This is a genomic window from Neisseria sp. P0009.S008 (assembly GCF_051958615.1).
Classification (GTDB): Bacteria; Pseudomonadota; Gammaproteobacteria; order Burkholderiales; family Neisseriaceae; genus Neisseria; species Neisseria subflava.
This window is the reverse complement of record NZ_JBQCVG010000007.1, coordinates 88,227-106,937: the sequence shown is the minus strand read 5'-3', so window position 1 is coordinate 106,937 and position 18,711 is coordinate 88,227. Positions and strand designations below refer to the sequence as shown.

The 18,711-nt window shown below is 54.4% G+C and carries 17 protein-coding genes and 3 tRNA genes; 3 read left to right on the top strand and 17 right to left on the bottom strand.

Features of this window, described 5'->3' with window-relative positions:
• Positions 1-5 precede the first annotated feature (5 nt).
• From ACTHSQ_RS07500 to ACTHSQ_RS07490, 3 genes are all read right to left on the bottom strand, one after another.
• Positions 6-1,361: a PFL family protein gene (locus ACTHSQ_RS07500; protein WP_440371536.1), complete on the bottom strand. Its 1,356-nt coding sequence runs from the start codon at positions 1,359-1,361 to the stop codon at positions 6-8.
• 15 nt (positions 1,362-1,376) lie between these two features.
• A complete protein-coding gene (locus ACTHSQ_RS07495) occupies positions 1,377-1,649 on the bottom strand; it encodes an ACT domain-containing protein (RefSeq protein WP_063076269.1) in 273 nt (90 codons plus the stop codon).
• 107 nt (positions 1,650-1,756) lie between these two features.
• Positions 1,757-2,902 carry a polyamine ABC transporter substrate-binding protein gene (locus ACTHSQ_RS07490; RefSeq protein WP_440371535.1) on the bottom strand — a complete coding sequence of 382 codons (1,146 nt, stop codon included), beginning with the start codon at positions 2,900-2,902 and terminating at the stop codon, positions 1,757-1,759.
• A 328-nt stretch (positions 2,903-3,230) separates the two neighbouring features.
• Here ACTHSQ_RS07490 and ACTHSQ_RS07485 point away from each other — a divergent pair, with 328 nt between their 5' ends.
• Together ACTHSQ_RS07485 and parE are read left to right on the top strand one after the other, a co-directional pair.
• Positions 3,231-3,767, top strand: a complete 537-nt coding sequence (locus ACTHSQ_RS07485) for an RNA pyrophosphohydrolase (protein WP_004520487.1) — start codon at positions 3,231-3,233, stop codon at positions 3,765-3,767.
• A 68-nt stretch (positions 3,768-3,835) separates the two neighbouring features.
• Positions 3,836-5,821: a DNA topoisomerase IV subunit B gene (parE, locus tag ACTHSQ_RS07480; RefSeq protein WP_440371534.1), complete on the top strand. Its 1,986-nt coding sequence runs from the start codon at positions 3,836-3,838 to the stop codon at positions 5,819-5,821.
• A 197-nt stretch (positions 5,822-6,018) separates the two neighbouring features.
• On the opposite strand, the gene ACTHSQ_RS07475 is transcribed toward parE, so the two are convergent.
• The 4 genes from ACTHSQ_RS07475 to ACTHSQ_RS07460 form a co-directional block, all read right to left on the bottom strand.
• Positions 6,019-6,095: transfer RNA gene (locus ACTHSQ_RS07475), tRNA-Asp, on the bottom strand.
• A 32-nt stretch (positions 6,096-6,127) separates the two neighbouring features.
• A tRNA-Val gene (locus ACTHSQ_RS07470) sits at positions 6,128-6,203 on the bottom strand.
• 124 nt (positions 6,204-6,327) lie between these two features.
• The gene (gene ribA, locus ACTHSQ_RS07465) at positions 6,328-6,921 is read right to left on the bottom strand and encodes a GTP cyclohydrolase II (RefSeq protein WP_003685106.1); all 594 of its coding nucleotides are present in this window, start codon (positions 6,919-6,921) and stop codon (positions 6,328-6,330) included.
• On the bottom strand, positions 6,914-7,579 hold the full coding sequence (locus ACTHSQ_RS07460; RefSeq protein ID WP_036472873.1) for a hypothetical protein: 666 nt from the start codon (positions 7,577-7,579) through the stop codon (positions 6,914-6,916). Before ACTHSQ_RS07460 ends, ribA begins: the two co-directional genes overlap by 8 nt.
• Positions 7,580-7,740: 161 nt before the next feature.
• On the opposite strand from ACTHSQ_RS07460, the gene ACTHSQ_RS07455 reads away from it, so the two are divergent.
• Positions 7,741-7,825: transfer RNA gene (locus ACTHSQ_RS07455), tRNA-Leu, on the top strand.
• A gap of 91 nt (positions 7,826-7,916) precedes the next feature.
• Here the strand turns inward: ACTHSQ_RS07455 and ACTHSQ_RS07450 are convergent.
• The 10 genes from ACTHSQ_RS07450 to ACTHSQ_RS07405 form a co-directional block, all read right to left on the bottom strand.
• A complete protein-coding gene (locus ACTHSQ_RS07450; RefSeq protein ID WP_440371533.1) occupies positions 7,917-8,093 on the bottom strand; it encodes a hypothetical protein in 177 nt (58 codons plus the stop codon).
• Complete coding sequence (locus tag ACTHSQ_RS07445; RefSeq protein WP_440371532.1) at positions 8,068-8,412, bottom strand: hypothetical protein; 345 nt, start codon at positions 8,410-8,412, stop codon at positions 8,068-8,070. Before ACTHSQ_RS07445 ends, ACTHSQ_RS07450 begins: the two co-directional genes overlap by 26 nt.
• Entirely contained in the window at positions 8,393-8,551 is a 159-nt protein-coding gene (locus tag ACTHSQ_RS07440) for a hypothetical protein (RefSeq protein ID WP_440371531.1), read from the bottom strand. The genes ACTHSQ_RS07445 and ACTHSQ_RS07440 overlap by 20 nt, the downstream gene beginning before the upstream one ends.
• Before the next feature lie 8 nt (positions 8,552-8,559).
• Positions 8,560-9,078, bottom strand: a complete 519-nt coding sequence (locus ACTHSQ_RS07435; protein ID WP_440371530.1) for a D-Ala-D-Ala carboxypeptidase family metallohydrolase — start codon at positions 9,076-9,078, stop codon at positions 8,560-8,562.
• The gene (locus ACTHSQ_RS07430; RefSeq protein ID WP_440371529.1) at positions 9,075-9,404 is read right to left on the bottom strand and encodes a hypothetical protein; all 330 of its coding nucleotides are present in this window, start codon (positions 9,402-9,404) and stop codon (positions 9,075-9,077) included. The genes ACTHSQ_RS07435 and ACTHSQ_RS07430 overlap by 4 nt, the downstream gene beginning before the upstream one ends.
• Complete coding sequence (locus tag ACTHSQ_RS07425) at positions 9,401-9,784, bottom strand: hypothetical protein (RefSeq protein ID WP_088383353.1); 384 nt, start codon at positions 9,782-9,784, stop codon at positions 9,401-9,403. The genes ACTHSQ_RS07430 and ACTHSQ_RS07425 overlap by 4 nt, the downstream gene beginning before the upstream one ends.
• Positions 9,781-10,269 carry a hypothetical protein gene (locus ACTHSQ_RS07420; protein ID WP_440371528.1) on the bottom strand — a complete coding sequence of 163 codons (489 nt, stop codon included), beginning with the start codon at positions 10,267-10,269 and terminating at the stop codon, positions 9,781-9,783. Before ACTHSQ_RS07420 ends, ACTHSQ_RS07425 begins: the two co-directional genes overlap by 4 nt.
• Entirely contained in the window at positions 10,266-10,895 is a 630-nt protein-coding gene (locus tag ACTHSQ_RS07415; RefSeq protein WP_440371527.1) for a hypothetical protein, read from the bottom strand. The genes ACTHSQ_RS07420 and ACTHSQ_RS07415 overlap by 4 nt, the downstream gene beginning before the upstream one ends.
• Positions 10,896-10,908: 13 nt before the next feature.
• Positions 10,909-12,018, bottom strand: coding sequence for a gp53-like domain-containing protein (locus tag ACTHSQ_RS07410; protein ID WP_440371526.1), 1,110 nt, complete (start codon positions 12,016-12,018; stop codon positions 10,909-10,911).
• Between the two features lie 65 nt (positions 12,019-12,083).
• Positions 12,084-18,704 (bottom strand): hypothetical protein, encoded by a 6,621-nt coding sequence (locus ACTHSQ_RS07405; RefSeq protein WP_440371525.1) that lies wholly within the window; start codon positions 18,702-18,704, stop codon positions 12,084-12,086.
• Positions 18,705-18,711 lie beyond the last annotated feature (7 nt).

Below are 18,711 nucleotides of genomic sequence, written 5' to 3'. Positions count from 1 at the left end.
CCCAATCAGTTTTTCATTGACTGAACCGGAGCCGGGATTCTGCCGCCTCGGTTGACAAACACTTCGCACGAACCTTCTTTAACCGGCATCACAGGCGCGTAGCCCAACAGGCCGCCGAACTCGACGCTGTCGCCGACGGTTTTGCCGGTTACCGGAATAATACGCACGGCAGTGGTTTTGCTGTTAATCATGCCGATGGCGGCTTCGTCGGCGATGATGCCGGAAATGGTATGAGCAGGCGTATCGCCGGGGACAGCAATCATGTCCAAACCAACGGAGCAGACGGCAGTCATGGCTTCGAGTTTGTCCAGTGTCAGCACACCAGCTTCGGCAGCCGCAATCATGCCCTCATCTTCCGAAACAGGGATAAACGCGCCGCTCAAACCGCCGACCGCGCTTGAAGCCATCATGCCGCCTTTTTTCACGGCATCGTTCAGTAAAGCCAAAGCCGCTGTCGTGCCGTGCGTACCGCAGACGCTCAAACCCATTTCTTCAAGAATGCGCGCCACCGAGTCGCCGACGGCAGGGGTTGGTGCCAATGACAAGTCGAGAATACCAAACGGGATATTCAGCATTTTTGAGGCTTCGCGGCCGATGAGTTCGCCCACGCGGGTAATTTTGAAGGCCGTTTTCTTCACTACTTCCGCAACTTCGGTCAATGTCGTTGCATCTGAATTTCCCAACGCGGCTTTTACAACACCCGGGCCGGACACGCCGACATTGATAACGGCATCCGCTTCGCCCGAACCATGAAACGCGCCCGCCATAAACGGATTGTCTTCCACCGCGTTACAGAACACGACGATTTTGGCGCAACCGAAACCTTCGGGCGTGATTTCAGCAGTGCGTTTGATGGTTTCACCTGCCAGCTTGACCGCATCCATATTGATACCGGCGCGCGTGCTGCCGATATTAATGGAGCTACACACGATATCGGTAGTCTTCATCGCTTCAGGAATAGAACGAATCAGCACCTCATCCGAAGGCGACATGCCTTTTTGCACCAGCGCAGAGAAGCCTCCGATAAAGGATACGCCGATGGCTTTGGCAGCCTTATCCAAAGTTTGCGCCACGCTGACGTAAGAATCGGCTTTGGTTGCCGCCGCGATTTGGGCAATTGGCGTGACTGAAATACGCTGATTCACAATCGGTACGCCGTATTTGGCAGACAGATATTTTGCCGTTGCCACCAAGTCTTTGCCGACTGTGGTAATTTTATTGTAAATATTTTGGTTCAACACATTGATATCGCTGCTGATGCAGTCGTGTAAATCAATGCCGATGGTAATGGTGCGCACGTCAAAATTCTGGTCGGCCACCATTTTGACGGTTTCTAAAATCTCGCCGGATTGAATACTCATGGCTCTCCCTCCGACTTAAATACGATGCATGGCTTGGAAAATTTCTTCGTTTTGCATACGGATATCAAGCGCGAGTTTTTTGCTCTCTTCCGCAAACAAATCCAAAACCTCTTGACGCGATTTGGTGCATTTTGAAGTGTCCACCAAAATAATCATGGTAAAAAAATCGTCCATCAGCTGTTGGCTGATGTTGAGAATATTGATTTGGTTTTCCGCTAAAATTTTGGAAACGTCGTACACAATGCCCACACGGTCTTTGCCGATGACGGTGATGACTGAATTGCTCATAACGCGGCTTCTCCTGATAGGATATTTGAAAAGTGTTGACAATTATAACACTCAGGCCGTCTGAAAAACTGTTTCAGACGGCCTGAGTATTCAAATTTCAATTTTGATTATCGCCCTGCTTTCAAACCCTGCCACAAGCGAACGCTGAGTTTGCTCGCATCGGTTGACTTAGGCGAAACGATGAAACTTTTTTCCATCAATTCTTTATTCGGGAAAATCGATGCATCAGATGTGTACTTTTCATCCATCAAATCACGCGCCGGACGACTGGCCGGAGCATAAGTTACATAGTTGCCGTTTTTAGCCGCTGTTTCCGGATTGAGCGTGTGATTAATGTATTTGTGTGCATTGGCCACATTTTGCGCATCACGCGGAATCATCAGCGAATCCACCCAAATACCAACGCCGCTTTTTGGCGCCAATACTTCGACTTCGACGCCGTTTCCTGCCTCTTTGGCACGGGTTTTGGCAATGTTGAGGTCGCCACCATAACCCACCGATACGCAAAGATTACCAGCCGCCATATCGTCGATATAACCCGACGAAGTAAAGCGTTTGATGTCGGGACGCACTTTTTTCATCATTTCAACAGCAGCTTTGATGTCGTCAGGGTTTTCGCTGTTCGGATCTTTGCCCAAATAATGCAAAGCCAAAGGAATCTGCTCTATGGCGCTGTCGAAATAGCTGATGCCGCAGGATTTCAATTTTTGGGTGTATTCAGGATTAAACACCAAATCCCATTCATTTTCAGGCAACTTGTCCGTACCCAAAGCCTTTTGAACCTGCAGTTTGTTGATTGCCAGCGTATTGATGCCCCAAAAATAAGGCACGGCATATTCGTTGCCCGGATCGACGGTTTCCATCATTTTCAACAAATCAGGATCAATATTGGCGTAATCGGGAATTTGCGATTTGTCGATTTTTTGATACGCGCCGGCTTTAATCTGACGGCCGACATTGGCAATAGACGGCGCAACCAGGTCATAACCCGACTTGCCGGTCAGCAGCTTGGCTTCCAGCGCTTCGTTGCTGTCGTAGTAATCGTAGCGGACGTTGATATGCGTATTTTTTTCAAACGCAGACAGCGTGGCAGGATCGACATAATCCGACCAGTTGTAGATATTGAGTTTATCCGTTTGAGAGGAAGAAGTTTGAGTTTGAGATGCGGAAGATTCTGCGGCGGTTTCTTTTCCACCGCTACACGCAGTCAAGACGAGGCTCACGATTGCCGCCGCCATCAAAGATTTTTTCATGGTTTCAGACCTTTTGTTCGGGGGGTAAAAATATTGCAGCGGTGGCAGATGCCACTTACAAAAGGGAAACTGTGGGGGCGGCCGGCATGTGTCCTTTGCCCTTGATTCAGCAAGGTTTGCATTAAACGGCAAAAAGCTTTTGAATGCAATACCTTAAAGCAGAAAAAATTCTCTCTTTTCAGACGGCCTGAAGCTATAGTTTTATTCATAAACAACATTTTTTCAGAAACGGTTTCATGCCGTCTGGAAAAAACTGTGGGCTTATTCAGACGGCCTCAAGATTTGTCAAAACCGCCCAATTTGTGGGAAAATTGCACGATTGAATTTAATGAAGGGCGACACCGTGTTAGACAGAGAAGGCTATCGCCCCAATGTCGGTATTATCCTGATTAACGAACGTAACGAAGTCTTTTGGGGTAAACGCGTACGCGAACATTCATGGCAGTTTCCGCAAGGCGGCATCAAGCCGGGCGAAAGTCCTGAGACTGCTATGTACCGCGAGTTGTACGAAGAAGTCGGCCTGTTGCCGCAACACATCAAAATCGTTGGCCGTACGCGCGACTGGTTGCGTTATGACGTTCCCAGTCATTGGGTGCGCCGCGAATGGCGAGGTTCGTATCGCGGACAAAAACAGATTTGGTATCTTTTGCGTTTGGTCGGCCGCGACAGCGACGTCAACCTCCGCGCCTGCCATCATCCTGAATTCGACGGCTGGCGCTGGCACCAATACTGGGCGCCGGTTGACGAAGTCATCGACTTCAAGCGCGGCGTGTATTTGGACGCATTGACCGAACTCTCCCGTTTCTTGCGCGGCATAGAAAGCTATGAAGACTTTATCCGTCGCAATCCAATAGAAAACCTATAACCCAAACGCTTTCAGGTCGTCTGAAAGCGTTGTTTTTCATCCTTTCAGACGGCCTTTACATTATTCCTATGGCTAAAAACAATCAATACAGCGAATCCAGCATTACCGTCCTCAAAGGCTTGGAGCCGGTCAAAGAACGTCCCGGCATGTACACCCGTACCGATAGCCCGACCCATATCTGTCAGGAAGTCATCGACAACGCGGCGGACGAGGCATTGGGCGGCTTCGCCACTGAAATCGACGTACGCATCCACGACGACGGTTCGCTTTCCGTACACGACAACGGACGCGGCATTCCCGTCGGGCTGCACCCTGTCGAAGGCGTGCCCGTGGTTGAACTCGTGTTCACCCGTCTGCACGCAGGCGGCAAGTTCAACAAAAAAGACGGCGGCAGTGCCTATGCCTTTTCAGGCGGTCTGCACGGCGTCGGCGTATCTGTTACCAACGCCCTTTCCACCCGCCTTGAAGTAACGGTCAAACGCGAAGGCAAAGTCCACCGCATCGTCTTTTCCGGTGGCGACGTCATCGAGCCTTTGACTGAAGTAGGCAAATGCGCGGTTAAAGACAGCGGTACCGAAGTGCGCGTCTGGCCGGACGGCAAATATTTTGAAAGCCCGAATTACAGCATTCCCGAACTCGAACGTCTGCTGCGCGCCAAAGCCGTGCTGCTGCCGGGCGTACGCGTTTCCCTGACCCGTCCGGTCAAAGGCGAAGACGAAGCACACACTCAAACCTGGCACTACCCCGACGGTCTGAAAAGCTATCTGACCGACCTGATTGCCGACGCGCAAGAGGCCGTGCCGCTGTTCTCCTGCGAAAACTACATTTCAGACGACCACAACGGCGATTTCAGCATCGGCGAAGGAGCCGCGTTTGCCCTGACCTGGCTGGAAGAAGGCTCATGCGCCAACGAAAGCTACGTCAACCTCATCCCCACCCCGCTGGGCGGCACGCACGAAGCAGGCTTGAAACAAGCCGTGTTCAACGCCGTCAACAACTTCATCAATCTGCACAACCTTTTACCGCGCGGCGTGAAAGTGCAAAGCGACGACGTGTTCGGCAAAACCGCCTTCGTCCTATCCGCCCGCGTCCTCGACCCGCAGTTCCAAGGTCAGACCAAAGACAAACTGACCAACCGCGACGCGCTGAAACTCGTTGCCGCCGTATCGGGCGACCCTTTGGAATTGTGGCTGAACCAAAACGTGGACTTCGGCAAAAAAATCGCCGAACTCGCCATCCGTCAGGCACAGGCGCGGATGCGTTCGGTTAAAAAAATCGAAAAGAAAAAAGGCAGCGGCGTCGCCGTCCTGCCCGGCAAACTGACCGACTGCGAAAGCGAAGACATCCGCGAAAACGAACTCTTCCTCGTCGAAGGCGATTCCGCCGGCGGCTCCGCCAAACTCGCCCGCGACAAAGCCACCCAAGCCATCCTGCCCCTGCGCGGCAAAGTGCTCAACAGCTTCGAAGTCCATCCCGACCAGCTCTTCGGCAACGCCGAAATCCACGACATTTCCGTCGCCATCGGCGTCGATCCGCACGGCATCAACGACAATCCCGATTTAAGCGGCCTGCGCTACGGCAAAATCGCCATCCTGTCCGATGCCGACGTGGACGGCTCTCATATTCAAGTTTTGCTGCTGACCCTGTTCTACCGCCACTTCCCGAAACTGGTCGCCGACGGACACATCTACGTCGCCCAGCCACCGCTGTTCCGCGTCGATGTCAACGCACAAGGCAAAAGCAAACCCGCCCGCAAATTCTACGCCCTCGACCAAAACGAACTCGACAGCATTTTGGAGCGGCTGCAAAAAGAAGGCGTCAAAGAAACCGCCTATTCCATCAGCCGTTTCAAAGGCTTGGGCGAGATGAACCCCGACCAGCTCAAAGACACCACCATGCACCCCGACACCCGCCGCCTGTTGCAGGTACAAATCCCCGAAGGCGCGGATGACGAAACACACGACATCTTCGTCAAACTGATGGGCAAAGGCGAAGCCGCCGCCCGCCGCGCATGGATGGAAAAAGAAGGCGATACGGCAGAATTGGATATTTAATCCATTGTTTCAATAGACTAAAGGCCGTCTGAAACTTTAAAAGTTTCAGACGGCCTTTTTTTTAAAATCATCAGAAATTAAGGTTAAACAGTATTTAACTTTCAATACTCTATACTTACCTGTTTCTATTTTTGCCACTTAATTGTATCTTTAAGACAAATAAAAAAGCACTGATATAATCAGTGCTTTTTAAATAATGGCGCGGCGGACGGGGCTCGAACCCGCGACCCCCGGCGTGACAGGCCGGTACTCTAACCAACTGAGCTACCACCGCGCATCCACTGTCAAAGACAATGAAAGGAAACTTGGTGGGTGATGACGGAGTCGAACCGCCGACATTCTGCTTGTAAGGCAGACGCTCTACCAACTGAGCTAATCACCCGACAAGCCGACATTAAATCAAAAAATCAGACCACGCGCAAGGTTTTTATTTAAATAAAAATATATCCCATTGAAAGAATGTAGAATATTTTATTTAACCGAAAAAACACCGTTATGCCTATCTATCAATCAAAAATCAAATGTCCCAATTTATCCGCTTTAGTATGCAGATAACGTTCATTTTCCACATTTTCGCCGACATGTAATGCAATCCGTTCGACCACATTAATGCCGGAATCTTTCAACGTTTGGATTTTTTCAGGATTATTGGTCAACAACCTGACTTCACGAATATGCAGATAATCATAAATCTGCTTGGCTAAAGTGAAGTCGCGCGCATCAACAGGAAGGCCGAGTGCAACATTGGCCTCGACCGTATCCAAGCCCTGATCTTGCAGACGATAAGCACGGATTTTGTTTATCAAACCAATGCCCCTGCCTTCTTGGCGCAAATATACGATAACGCCACGCCCTTCTTTCTGAACGGCCTGCATCGCCGCTTGTAACTGAGGGCCGCAATCACATTTCACCGAAAATAAAGCATCGCCGGTCAAACACTCTGAATGGATACGCGACAACACAGGCAGGCCGTCTGAAACATCGCCCATCGTCAATGCGACATGTTCCTGACCGCCCTCTTCTTCAAAGCCGTGCATGGTAAATTCGCCCCATTCCGTAGGCAAACGGCATGACGCAACAAACTTTAAGGCGTTACTCATTTTCCGCTTCCTCGTTTTCAGCCACGCCCAACAGATTTTTCAAAGAATCCGACAGGGCCAAGGCAAGGGCAATCCAAGCCACCAATACTTCGTCAGACACGCCGTCTTTGACATCAAACTCGGCATGCACCACACCTAAAACCGCACCGCTGGGCATACAGACAGGAACAGAAATCTGGCTCAAGCCGGGATGATTGCGTTCGCCCGACAATTCACCAATTTTCTGCCAATACGCCACATTCTGACAAACATTCATCCAACCGCTTTGCGCCGTACGCACAGCCAAAAAAGCCTGTCCGGCCTGCTCGTCGATTGGAATCATATTTTCCAACGGCACGCCCCAACGGCTCAGTCGAACCAGCGACAACGCGCCATCTTTCGGAAATGCTGTATAAACCGCTGCGCTTTTCAAATGCTCGGTGCGCTCGGCAACCGAATCCAAAGCCATAAAAATCTGTTTCAGCAACAATTCATGTTCGGCATCAACATAATCCGCCAACTGCCAACCGTCTTCAGACGGCCACAAAATCGAACGCTCAACCGAAGCATTGCCCATTTTAATCACAGCCTGGGCAGTCAAATAAGCCACATGTATCTCATCTGCAGGCAACTTCAAACCTTGCATCTGCAAAAAATCTTTAATCAATAAAGCAGGCATCTGCCCTTCCTCACCAATAGTAAAGTTGAGGCCGTCTGAAAACAAACCCTGCTTTCAGACGGCCGGAATAAACCATTATATAAGGGATAAGCCGAAAAATTCAAGCAAACAAGACTTTGCACCCCCATTAATCTTGTGTATAATCCACGGTTCAAATTAGTGCGGACGTGGCGAAATTGGTAGACGCACCAGATTTAGGTTCTGGCGCCGCGAGGTGTGAGAGTTCGAGTCTCTCCGTCCGCACCATCAACAATAAATAAATCAAGCACTTAAAACGTATTGGGACAGTTTAGGGACAAAAGACACAGGTCGCCTGAAATCTCAGACGGCCTTTGTTTTACTGAAGGGTATCAGATAACGCCTTATGTCGCGCCTTGCAATCATTGTACAAGCCGATGACTTGCAACGACCACGGCAACACATCCGCGCCTGTTCCGCCCTTAAGTTTAGGCAGGCTTGGGCATGGCTGTACCAAGTCGGCAGGCGGTTTAGTTGCCGTCGGCAGTGGCGGCATTGATGATTGACACGCCGTCAGAATCAAGACAGACGTTGCGATAGACAACACGTTCAATAAGTTTCGGCACTTGCACATAGCGCACCCTTTCTTTTTCCTCACGCACCGCTTTGCCCGATTGATACGTGGCGGACGTTTCGCGGTCTTGTTTCGCCTTTTCAATCGCGGAATCTTTCAGACGGCCTGAAATTTCCGCCGCCATTGATTCACGCCCGAGCCGATATTGGGCGGCATGGTCGTATTGCCACGCGCCCACAATCAGCACAAAACAAGCCGCAATCAGAATCAGTTTCCAGTTTTTAAGTAGCAGGCTGTTCATAGGTTTTCAGCATTGTTTGGTAGTTTTTAATTTCGCTTTCGGCAAACTCAAAGGCTTTCAGGTCTGCGTTTTCGCTCGCCTGTTTGCGTTTCTCTTCCCATTCTGCGATACGCGCTTTCAGAAATTCGACATGATTCATGGCCGTCCTTATGCGTGTAAGCCTTGCAAGTAAACAGTTTTGCCGTTTTTCTTGGTGGCGGTCAGAATCTGATTGCGCTCCGCCGAATTGTGGCGGCAGCCGAAATGCACCCAGCCTAATTCACCGCGTTCCGGGAATTCGTAAATCAGCTGGTCAAATGTGATTTCCCCGGCATCACGCATTTGGATAATATCGCGTGCCAGTTGCAGATTGCTGATGCCGGCCGCATCAATATCCGCCGCCGAGCCGAAGCGGTGTGCCGAAGTTTTCGAGCCGCCAACCGCGCCGTTTACCGCCGCGCTGCGGAAGCAGGATAAAACGTGGATGCTCACTTCGCGCTCGTATTTCTTGCCCAGCCAGGCGCGGATTTTTTCCAAGCGTTCCGCCGTTTTGCGGATGTTGGCCAACTCTTGCTCGTTCGGTTTGTTCTCCAGCCCGAGCCGCCTGCCGGTGGCGCTGTTGGTCAGCTCACGGTAGGTAAAGTGTTCTGTGATTTTGGTTTCCGGTGTCATTGCCTGTTGTGTCATTTCGTTTCCTTTCCCATTTTCAGGTAATCTTTTCCCTTGCGCTGCAATATCCCGGCCAGCAGATGGATACGGTGCGAGCGCAGCATAAAGTAGGCTGCCGCCGCCACGTTGAACATAACCTCCGTCCAATGGTGCAGCTGCCAGTTGCCCGCCGTGTGGCCGATAACCGCAATCGAACCACCGACCAGGAAGCTGTGAATCCAGTAATCGGGCTGCTTGGCCGTCCAGCGTTTCACCGAGAGCGAGCAGGCGGAGTAAACAAATATCGCCGCCATCGCCGCTACGTTTGCCATCATCAGCCCCAAGGTAATCATTTCCGAGCTCATCTTCTCCTGCCTCCCCATTTGTCAATCCAGCCCGCCCACAAACGGCGCAGGCCGTCGTTCAAGAGCGGCGTTGCCCAAGACCAGCCCAAGCCAATCAGCATCGGCACGGCGGCCTTGAACACCTCCTGCTCCAGCCCCAAACTCAAAGCCAGATAGGCCATAATCATCGGCGACAAAGAGCCGGCCAGTAGCATACTGGTGATGATGACCAGCATGCCGTTCTTGCGGCTGCCCGGCTCCTTCAAGCCGTGATGCAATGCCCCGGCCACCGCACCCAGCACCAAGGCTTCCAAAGGCATTCCGGCCAGCGTTCCGCTCAAGCCAATCATGCCCATGTTCAGCACATGGCCGGATGCGTTAGATGTTTCCAACGGTGTCATTTCTCCTCCCTTCCTATTCTTGCAATCACCGCTAAATCATTCGGCGAAAAACGCCAGCTTTCAGGTAGCCCTAAAGCCACGCCTACCCACTCGCTGCAAAACCAGCGCTTACGGTTTTCAGGTAGCCCGAATACCACGCCGAACGCGCCGGGCAGGTCGTAGCCTTGGCCTCGGGTTTCCGTCCATACCCGTTGCAGGCGTTCGTGCGCTTCGGAGGTTGACTCCATTTGGATTAAGTCCCATTTGGCCTCAGGCAGCGGCATTACTTTGCAGCGCACGCCCTTGTCGCGGATGCTGGCGGAGTAGCACTCGTATTCCTGCCCGCCTGCCGTTTCAGGCAGCCTCACCGCAATCTCGCAATGGCTGTATTGCCCGCGCGTGAGGAAGCGGGTGAGCCAATCCGAAAAGCGGGCCAGCCACACACGCCAGCCCGTGCCGTCGCGGCGGCCTTTGTACAAGGCCAGATAGATTTGGCGATTACTCATTTGCCCACCTCGCCCAGCTTGTCGGCAATCGGCTTAATCTCCGCCAAGATTTCCGCCGTGCGTTTGTCCACTTCGGCGGCAGTCTTCAGCCCTTTCAATTCAAACTTACGCATCCGCAACACACCCAGCTTGCCCATTACCATGCGCAGGTTGTCGGCTTGGGCAATGATGATGTCGGTGGCTTCGCAGGCGGTTTTCCCGGCAGGCTTGGCAAATGCCGCCACTTGCAGCGGTGCTTCGCCTTTACAGCCGCCGGCCTTGTAGTCCCTTGCCTGTTGTTCGCGCACTTCATATTCAGGCTGAAAACGGGTTACATGGCGATAGGCTTTATCCACCAAATCGTTAATTTCCTTAGTGCCATTGTCGATGGCTTCGGCCAGCAACTGGGAAGCGGCGGCATTATCTAACGTCCATTCTTTGCCGTTCCATTGGTGCAAATGACTGGGCGCGGGGTCGGCCAGTACGGGCTTGCCGTCTTTGCCCGGCATAATTACCTGCCCGGCAGATTGCCCAGCTAGTAACGCGGCGTGCTGCTCGGAGCTAATCTCTAGCGCATCATTAGGTAAGGTGGCGTGGATGGCGCTGTCGTAAAAGGCGTTGTTGGTTGTTGAATAATGGATGTCCATGCTTTGTCTCCGGTCAATAGCCGATAGCGATAACGAACAGTTGTGCCGCCTTACCTAAGGCTGCATTTACGAAATTGTTTTCCGTGATGCTGAAATGGCTTTTTGAATTGACGCCCAAACTGGTTACATAACCGTTTGCGGTTCTAGTCCAAGCATTCCCGCACAATGCGCCGAAACACCGGTTGGGGAAGGCGATAGGAAATTGATATTGGCCGCTATAACCACCAATGTTTTTATTAATCTGAACCCACTGGATAATCAACCCGTTGGGCAGTTTCAGGTAGCCGTTGTCGGATTTTTCAACCGGGAATGCCCCGGTTATGGCCGCAGCCAGCACCGAATCCCAATCGCTGATTTGCGTGTGGGTGTGCGTGTGGGCGGCATCGGCCTTGCCGTCCGCCAAAGTCTTTGCCGCTTCGGCCTTGCCGTCTGCCGCTAGGGCGGCAGTGGCGGCGGACACGGCTTTGTCGTCCGCCGCTAGGGCGGCAGCGGTGGCGGACACGGCTTTGTCGTAGGCAGTCTTGACTGCTTTGGAAGTTGCGGCGACGTCTTCGCGCTCACTATTTACTTCCGAACTAAGTTCTGTTGGGCGCAGTTGTGGGTTTTGCTCCAAAATCGCCAACAACCGAACCATCTCATCACTGGTCAATAACTGCCATATCCCAGGCAGCGAGCGGGATAATTCCACAATCTGCCGCGCCAATTCCTTGCCTGTAACGTTGTCCGTTGCCGGCACTTGCGGCGTACGGGCCTGCAACTCCATCAGTTGTTGTATCAGCATGATCAGCCGGTCGTGCACCGCGTTCAACACGTCGGGATAAAACCCGCCCTGATTGGTCAAATCCACCTGCTGCAGAGGGCGCACGTTACTTAACACCACCGCCTTGCTGCCGGGCGGCAATGGGGTATCCAGCCGCACCGTACCGCCCGGCTGCACGTCCTGCTCAGTGTTCAGCGACACTGTGCAGCCATGCCCGTGCGATAATGTGCGCTCCACCCCGCCCTCATTCAGCACCACCGCAATCTCGGTCGGCAGGAATACCTTAAAGCCGAACGGCAGGGCGGTGCTGCTACCATCGCCCAGATACACATCGCTGCGCCTGCTTTCGCGTTCAATCGTCATAAAAAATACCCTCCGGAGTTACCGTGTCTATGGTAACGCCGAAGGGTAAAAATCAAGTGTACCTGCTAGTTCTGCTCTTCGCTGAACATATCCAGCCCGCTCCAATCATCAATTTGCTCCCCATCTTTCAACACCCCTCGCACCGGCAAGCCGAGTGTCATGCTGATCAAGGTGGCCGTGTCGTACACCCCTTTACGTTTCTGCCGGTAGTTGGCATCCGGCTCTACCGCCTTGGCAACAGACCACGGCGCAAGCAAAGCCGCTTCCGCTACACTCAAGGCCGGTGCACCACCTAAGCGGCTGCCGTAAGTCTTGCCGTTGAAGCGGTTGTAAACAAAGGTGCCGACTTGGCCAACGCCTGGAATCATCGCCAACCCGTTCTTCACTTGACCGTCTAGCAAGGCAGTCTTCAGGATTTCGTCGGCGTAGCCGTCGCCGTCGTCATCCTTCAGGCCGTAGCCGGCGGCGGCAATCAGTTCCGCCACCGCCGCTGGAAGGAAGTAGCCCATCATATACAGGTGCGCCGCCGCCAGCTTGTTCTGGCGCAAACCGCCCTGCCGCATCAGCTTCACGAAGCCGTTACCCAATAAGTTGGCCTGCATATTGAAGTAGCCCATAAACTGCGTGAACAGGCGCACAAAGGCCGTACCGCCTTCTGCCCGGCTGATGTCCTCCGGCAGGGTCGAGCCTTGCGTTTGGCGGATTACCCCGTCGGCAAAGAACGCCGCATCCGTTTCACTCATCCCTTGTTCTAAAGCTTGTCGGTAGGCTGCCGTCCAGATGATCGGCTCCATGTTGTTGGCCATCAGTTGTTGCAGGAAGTAGGCATTGCGATTAGTCCAGTTCTGCGCCTTCTGTAATAGATTGGGGTTAATCAGCGTTTCTTGGATAAAGTCATCCATAGCTGCAATTTCGTTATCCATACGGCTGCGCATGAACTCTGAATGCTCTGCTACCGACTGCTTCATTTCTTTATAGTTAGAAACAAAGTCCAATGATGCCGCCGCCATGTAACGGGTTTTCACTTTCACCCCGGCCAAGAGAAAGCCGGTAATCTGCTGGATGGTGTTTACGATGTTGCCGAACATCAGCGCCATCCCCGCACGTTGCCGCATCACAGACCAGAAGCGGCTGAAGCCGCCGTCCTCTTGAATCTTGGTTACGGTGCGCTGTTTGGCCGCACGGTTCAGCCACGGCATCAGCATAGACTCCAGTGCCTTGTGTTGATGGCGGTTCAACTCCGGCGTGATATCAGACAATAGGCGGCGCACATCACGCACCGGCACTTCCATATTCGAGAACAAGGCTACCTGTTCGGCGTGGCTCATCAGCCGCGACAAATCCAACACCAGCGGGCGGTTGTATTCCACCCGCGCCTTGGTAAAGCCTTTCGCCGTGGTCGGGAAGGCATAATCCATATTCTCGTTTTCTTGGTTGGCCAGTTCGCGCATCTGCCCGTCCACCACCAGATCGGCATCAATCTGTGCCGGCACATACCCGCCGCGAAATTCGCCCCACGGGGTCTGAATCGGGTTGGCGGCAATCTCGTCAAAGTAGTAACCGAACACCTCGAAATGCGCCTGCTGGGCTTTCGGCTTGCTCTGTTCCAGCAAATCCCACACTCCTTGTGCGAACTGCCAATGCCGCTCTTGGATGATGCCTTCTTCCTGCATGCGGTGGATAAACGCTTCCCAGCGGGCGGTATTCAGCCCGTCCGGCGTGTCTTCGCCCCAGCTACGCCCGATCAGCAGCTTGCGCAGGTTGCTCTCGTTGCCGCTGTGCAGCATGGCGTGCAGCAGTTCGTTGAAGGTAAAGGTGTAGTTGAGTTCCGGGCTGTGGATTTTCGGGCGGTCGAAGTCTTGCTGGATGGGTTCCAGCAAAGCCTTAAAGCCTTGTTTGAACTCATTGGTTTGCTTGCGGTAGGCTTCCGCACCCTGCTTGATTGGTCGGTAGATGTAATTCAGGAAGCCTTGACCCATCGCTTCCGCCCAGCTTTCCACGCGGGTGGCGCTATATACTAGGCTGCGCAGGTTCCAACGAGACCTCTCCAACTCACCAACAGCTTGGTCGGTGGTTACGCCCTTGGCATCAGGCTTAGCGGCACGCAACTCTTCCCGCAGCACTTCGGCGGTTTGCTCGCGGTCTTGCAGCTTACCGTCAATCCGCACTTGGTGCTCGCGCTTGGCCTGTTCGCGCAAACCGGCCAGCTGGTCATGGATGGCCTGCAATTCGTCACGGCTCAATTCATTGAACTGCTTATGCTCGCCGTTGCGTTTCACATCACTAAGCGCCCGCTCCCACGCCTGCCGAACTGCCTCTTGGTTTTCGCCCTGATATTGCGAAGCGGTTTCCAGATATTCAGCCGCCGCCAAGCCTTTGCGCGGGGCAATGCCGTACAGCCCCACCACCGCCCGCACCACTTCAGTCAGGGCGGCATCATGGGTTTTCGCGCTTTTCTGTCGCGGCTTATTCGCCCACTTCTGCCATTGGCCGCGGATTTTATCCGCCTGTTGAAGTGCTTCGGTGGCGGCCTGCGCCAGCGCGGTTTGCAGGATTTGATTGCGCTTCTCCGCTGCCGCCGCTGCGGTATCGCCTTTCTTCAATGCGGCTTCCGCCTGCCGTGCCGCCTTGGCTGCCATACGCCGGTAGCGGGTGGGGTTCACATCTTTCAGCTGCAGGCGGCCGATGGTACGTTGTGCCGCTTCTTTCGCTGCCGCAGTCAGCAGCGTGCGGTTGCCCACCGCCTTGGCCAGCGCGTTGTATTCGCGGGTCAGCACGCGCAGCCGCACTTCGTTGTGCGCCGCCTCGTCTGCCGCCGCTTCAACTGCTTCCGGCGTGGCCAGTTCACCGTACCGTTGCAGCATCAGGTTGTCGGCCAAACCTTCCACCACCTGCTGCGGCGGCGGAGCCTGCACGATGGCACGGGCCAACTCTTCGCCCGAGCCGAAGTAGGGGTTACCGTCTTCATCCAGCACCATTTCGGCAATCAAATCCGGATGCCAGCCGTGAGCACTGTTTACCATCTTGCGCTCGCGCAGCAGCTGGATTTCGCTATCGTTCAAACCCAGTTCGCGCAGGCCGCCCTCGTCAAAGCGTACCGCATACACCGCAAACGGATTGGCCACCTGTTCTCCGGCCTTGGTTTCCTCGCGCGGCACAAAGGCCGTACTGTATTGCCGCTCGCCGCGATGCTCGTCAAAGAAGCGCTCTTCTAGGTCGCGTAAATCCCATTTACCGTTGCTGTCCAGCGGCAGGTAGCCATACTGAGCCAGCCGCTCTGCCATCTCGTCGATACCCAACCCGTTCTTTCGCCGCAATACCGGATAGCCCGCCGCCACCGCTGCAATCTTGTCCTGGCGGTCAAAACCCCATTCGCGCACCAGTTCGTCTTTATTCAGGCCGCCCAGTTTGGCAATCGCCGCAAACAGGCTGTCGTGGGTTTCGTCTACCTGCGGGCTGAACTTTGGCGTTTCTGCGCGGCCGATCTTGTCCGCATCAGTCAGTTTGGCAGTCAGCTTCTGCCATGCTTGATACACCGGCTGCCGCATCACTTCGCGCCGCACTTCGGTTTCTGCTTCGATGCGTGCCGCCTTGGCCTCGCGTTGCAGCGCGCGCAAATGCCTGATGCGGGCATTGCGTCCGTACTGCATATCGCGCACCGCCTTGGCGGATAGCTGTTCCTGCGCTTCGGCGGTGGCCGCCTGCCCCAGTGCCTGGTATTCGGCAAACTCTTCCGCGCTCATACCTGCGGCTTCAGGGTCATCAAACAGCATGGCCATGCTGCGGTTTTGTTCGGCCAGAGCAATTTCCTCATCGCTGGCCAGCAGGCGGTCGAACACCCCGCGCACCTCATCACTCAACTGTACATCCAGCCGGGTCAGGTTCTGATACACCCGTAGCATCCATGCCTTCATGCGCTGGAACACGCTGCGCATTTCTAAGCTGGGTGCCTTTCCTTCCATAACGTAGGCTTCAAAGCCGCGTGCCAGCTGTTCGTGGTAAGGCCGTTGCTGTTCGAAGGTAAGCGCATTCCATGCCTGCAAATCAGCCAAACCCAGCCAGTTCAAAGTCGCCTGCATATCCGTCAAGTGCTGCCGTTCGCCAACACTTAACGCTTCGCCGCGTGCCGCCTTCGCTTCCAGCGCATTGGCGATATTCAGGCCGGTGTGTAGGAAGTAATGCCCCAGCTCATGGATGGTGGTGGAGAGGTCAGCCTCTTTCAGTAGGGCAATGGTGTTACTGCCCGGCATAAATGCGCCGCGTGCCGCCTGGTGCAGCGTAGATTGTTGCTGTGCATCTTGATTGTTTGCGGTATCAGCGGTAGCATTACCGTATGCCCCCTCCCCGTTTCGGACGTTGAGGCTTTGGTCGATGATGTTCTTCGCAACATTTTCGGATATTGCCGTTGGGGGATACTTCCGCATCGAAACCGTGCGGAAGTCTTTCTTTTTGCGGCTGGCTTCGGCGATATAGACCACCAGCGCATCATCAAACCGTTTCAAATATGCAACCCGCTCCGCTCCCTGCTCAGACCGAAAACCAGTTACCACTTCATCGGGGGAAGTAACAATTTCAGGAATGCGCGCCAAATCTTCAGCCGTTACCGCAATCTGTCCGCGTGCCGCCTCCGCCTCGGCATCCCCGTGTTCTTTGTAGATGTGGTAAGCGGCAGATCTACTGATGGAGTGCGAGTATCCGTCAGTGCCGGGTAGTCCTGTGTCGGCCGCATTTTCCAGCGTCCAGAATACCGCCTGATTTTGAGCGGCTTCGTTTCCGTCTTCAGTCCAAACACTTAACGCATCCTGCGGATTGGTGCTGTGCACCCAACCCTTCGGCGGGGCGGACGCCAGCGCCTGATTCAACGCCGGCGCATTACCGATATCGCCTACGATATTCAATTTGTGCGCCTGCCACATTTCCGGAATGGAAATACCCAAGCGCTGCGCCTGTGTGGCCACATAGCTGCCCACCAGCGCCGCATAGTTCTGATTAGCCTTGCGGTCGAACTGCCCCACCTGTTCCAACTGGCCGGCTATTTCCTGTTCCACCGCCTGCCGTTCGGCCTGCACCTGCTGTTGTGCCGCGCGTTCCTGTTGTCGTGCCTGTGCTTCCAACTCCTGCTGGCCTTCTGCTTGGGCGGCCGCCTTCTGCTCCGCCGCTTCCGCCAGCGATACCCCGTCCGGCTCGAAGCGGGCAATCTGGCGCAGTGGGTCAACCAGCTCTTTATTGGGAGAAATCAGCGATACCCATTCATTCTGCGGCACTTGAATATCCCCGCCCTGTTGCAAGGCTTGTGCATATTGGGCGGCAATGCTTGGCGAAGCCTTGGCCGCTGCCTCTGCCAGCCCGGATTGGTTCAATGCCTGCGCATCCAAATACAGATGGTGTTTATCCCCCACCACCTCGTCCACCACTTCGCTAAAGGTTACCGGGTCGCGCTGCGCCAGCTTGGATTGCTGTGCCGCCTGGTCGATTTCAGCCTGCGCCTGTGCCGCCGCTTCAGCCCGCGCTTCGCGTGCCATCGCCCGGGCTTCGCGGGTGTTGCCCAGTATCTCGGTCGGCCCGGTGGCTAATTCGGTAAAACCTTCCATCACAATATCGCCCGGCTTGTATTCGCCGGTTAATGCTTGTGCTGTGGCTTCTCCGCCCATACCGCCGCCCACCTGCAATGCACCTTCGCCCCCTACCGCCAAAGCCGTCCTTGCCGCACCGCCGCCACGGGCGATATTTAAGAGCTTCCCGGCGAACCCAGCCGTAACCGCATCAAATGCAGCTACCGCCATGCCGCGCCGCTTTGCCTTACTACGGGCTTCCGCCATCCAATCCTGCCGCCCCAGCGCATAAGTCAGTGCTTCCACTTGGCTCATACCCCGCAACTGGTCGGCGTGTTCCTGCATGGTTTCGCTCAGGCTGGAGGCGTATTCGCTGCGGTAGCTGCCCATGCCCACCGTGGCGGCCATCACCAGCGGATGGATGCCGCCTACTGCCGCCGTTTCCGCCAATACCGGCGCCTGACTGCCGATGGATTCGACCGCCGTATTGGCCACAAACCACGGATGGGTAAAGGCGAATTTGGTGGCATCCCAAAGCGATCCGCTGCGGTTGATTTGCGCAAACTGCGCCGCATCCTGCTGGGCGGACCAATCCGGCGCGTGCGCATCAGCCTTGCGCCGCTGGTTCAGGTAGGCAATCGCCGTATCGGTATGCGGGTTGTAATACACCCCGTTGGCTTTCGCTGCGGTTGCCCGTTGCTTTTGCAGCCCGCGCATAATTCCGCCCTCTGTGCCTTCCACCAGAATGCTATTCGCCACTCCGGTGTGGAAGCCGCGCTGAATAGATTCGGTCAAATCCTTCAGCCGCGAGTTTTCCACCCGCATCATGCCGCCGTAGCGGTTGGTGTTTTCTTCCAGCTTAATCAGGTTATCGATATCATCCTGTGCTACCCCAAGCCTTGTCGGGTCGGATAATAACTGCTGCACGCGCGGGGAGCCTTGTATCCGCTCAATCAACTGCCGCGCCATCAGCAGATTGCGCGTATCCGTGCCGGTATGCTTAAACACCGTTGCCGGAATATTTACCGTCTGCGCCATCCGGTTGATTTGCGCCTGCTGCTCCGGATTAACCCCCACCGCCAGATAAGCGGTAGCCAGCATCTCGTCAAAAGTTTTCGCTCTTCCCTGTCCCATTATTTAT

What these genes read in the sequence shown, in the direction of transcription:
- ACTHSQ_RS07500 (WP_440371536.1), bottom strand. Translation starts at nt 1,361, where the DNA reads ATGAGTATTCAATCCGGCGAGATTTTAGAAACCGTCAAAATGGTGGCC.
- ACTHSQ_RS07495 (WP_063076269.1), bottom strand. Translation starts at nt 1,649, where the DNA reads ATGAGCAATTCAGTCATCACCGTCATCGGCAAAGACCGTGTGGGCATT.
- ACTHSQ_RS07490 (WP_440371535.1), bottom strand. Translation starts at nt 2,902, where the DNA reads ATGAAAAAATCTTTGATGGCGGCGGCAATCGTGAGCCTCGTCTTGACT.
- ACTHSQ_RS07485 (WP_004520487.1), top strand. Translation starts at nt 3,231, where the DNA reads ATGAAGGGCGACACCGTGTTAGACAGAGAAGGCTATCGCCCCAATGTC.
- parE (WP_440371534.1), top strand. Translation starts at nt 3,836, where the DNA reads ATGGCTAAAAACAATCAATACAGCGAATCCAGCATTACCGTCCTCAAA.
- ribA (WP_003685106.1), bottom strand. Translation starts at nt 6,921, where the DNA reads ATGAGTAACGCCTTAAAGTTTGTTGCGTCATGCCGTTTGCCTACGGAA.
- ACTHSQ_RS07460 (WP_036472873.1), bottom strand. Translation starts at nt 7,579, where the DNA reads ATGCCTGCTTTATTGATTAAAGATTTTTTGCAGATGCAAGGTTTGAAG.
- ACTHSQ_RS07450 (WP_440371533.1), bottom strand. Translation starts at nt 8,093, where the DNA reads ATGCCGCCACTGCCGACGGCAACTAAACCGCCTGCCGACTTGGTACAG.
- ACTHSQ_RS07445 (WP_440371532.1), bottom strand. Translation starts at nt 8,412, where the DNA reads ATGAACAGCCTGCTACTTAAAAACTGGAAACTGATTCTGATTGCGGCT.
- ACTHSQ_RS07440 (WP_440371531.1), bottom strand. Translation starts at nt 8,551, where the DNA reads ATGAATCATGTCGAATTTCTGAAAGCGCGTATCGCAGAATGGGAAGAG.
- ACTHSQ_RS07435 (WP_440371530.1), bottom strand. Translation starts at nt 9,078, where the DNA reads ATGACACAACAGGCAATGACACCGGAAACCAAAATCACAGAACACTTT.
- ACTHSQ_RS07430 (WP_440371529.1), bottom strand. Translation starts at nt 9,404, where the DNA reads ATGAGCTCGGAAATGATTACCTTGGGGCTGATGATGGCAAACGTAGCG.
- ACTHSQ_RS07425 (WP_088383353.1), bottom strand. Translation starts at nt 9,784, where the DNA reads ATGACACCGTTGGAAACATCTAACGCATCCGGCCATGTGCTGAACATG.
- ACTHSQ_RS07420 (WP_440371528.1), bottom strand. Translation starts at nt 10,269, where the DNA reads ATGAGTAATCGCCAAATCTATCTGGCCTTGTACAAAGGCCGCCGCGAC.
- ACTHSQ_RS07415 (WP_440371527.1), bottom strand. Translation starts at nt 10,895, where the DNA reads ATGGACATCCATTATTCAACAACCAACAACGCCTTTTACGACAGCGCC.
- ACTHSQ_RS07410 (WP_440371526.1), bottom strand. Translation starts at nt 12,018, where the DNA reads ATGACGATTGAACGCGAAAGCAGGCGCAGCGATGTGTATCTGGGCGAT.
- ACTHSQ_RS07405 (WP_440371525.1), bottom strand. Translation starts at nt 18,704, where the DNA reads ATGGGACAGGGAAGAGCGAAAACTTTTGACGAGATGCTGGCTACCGCT.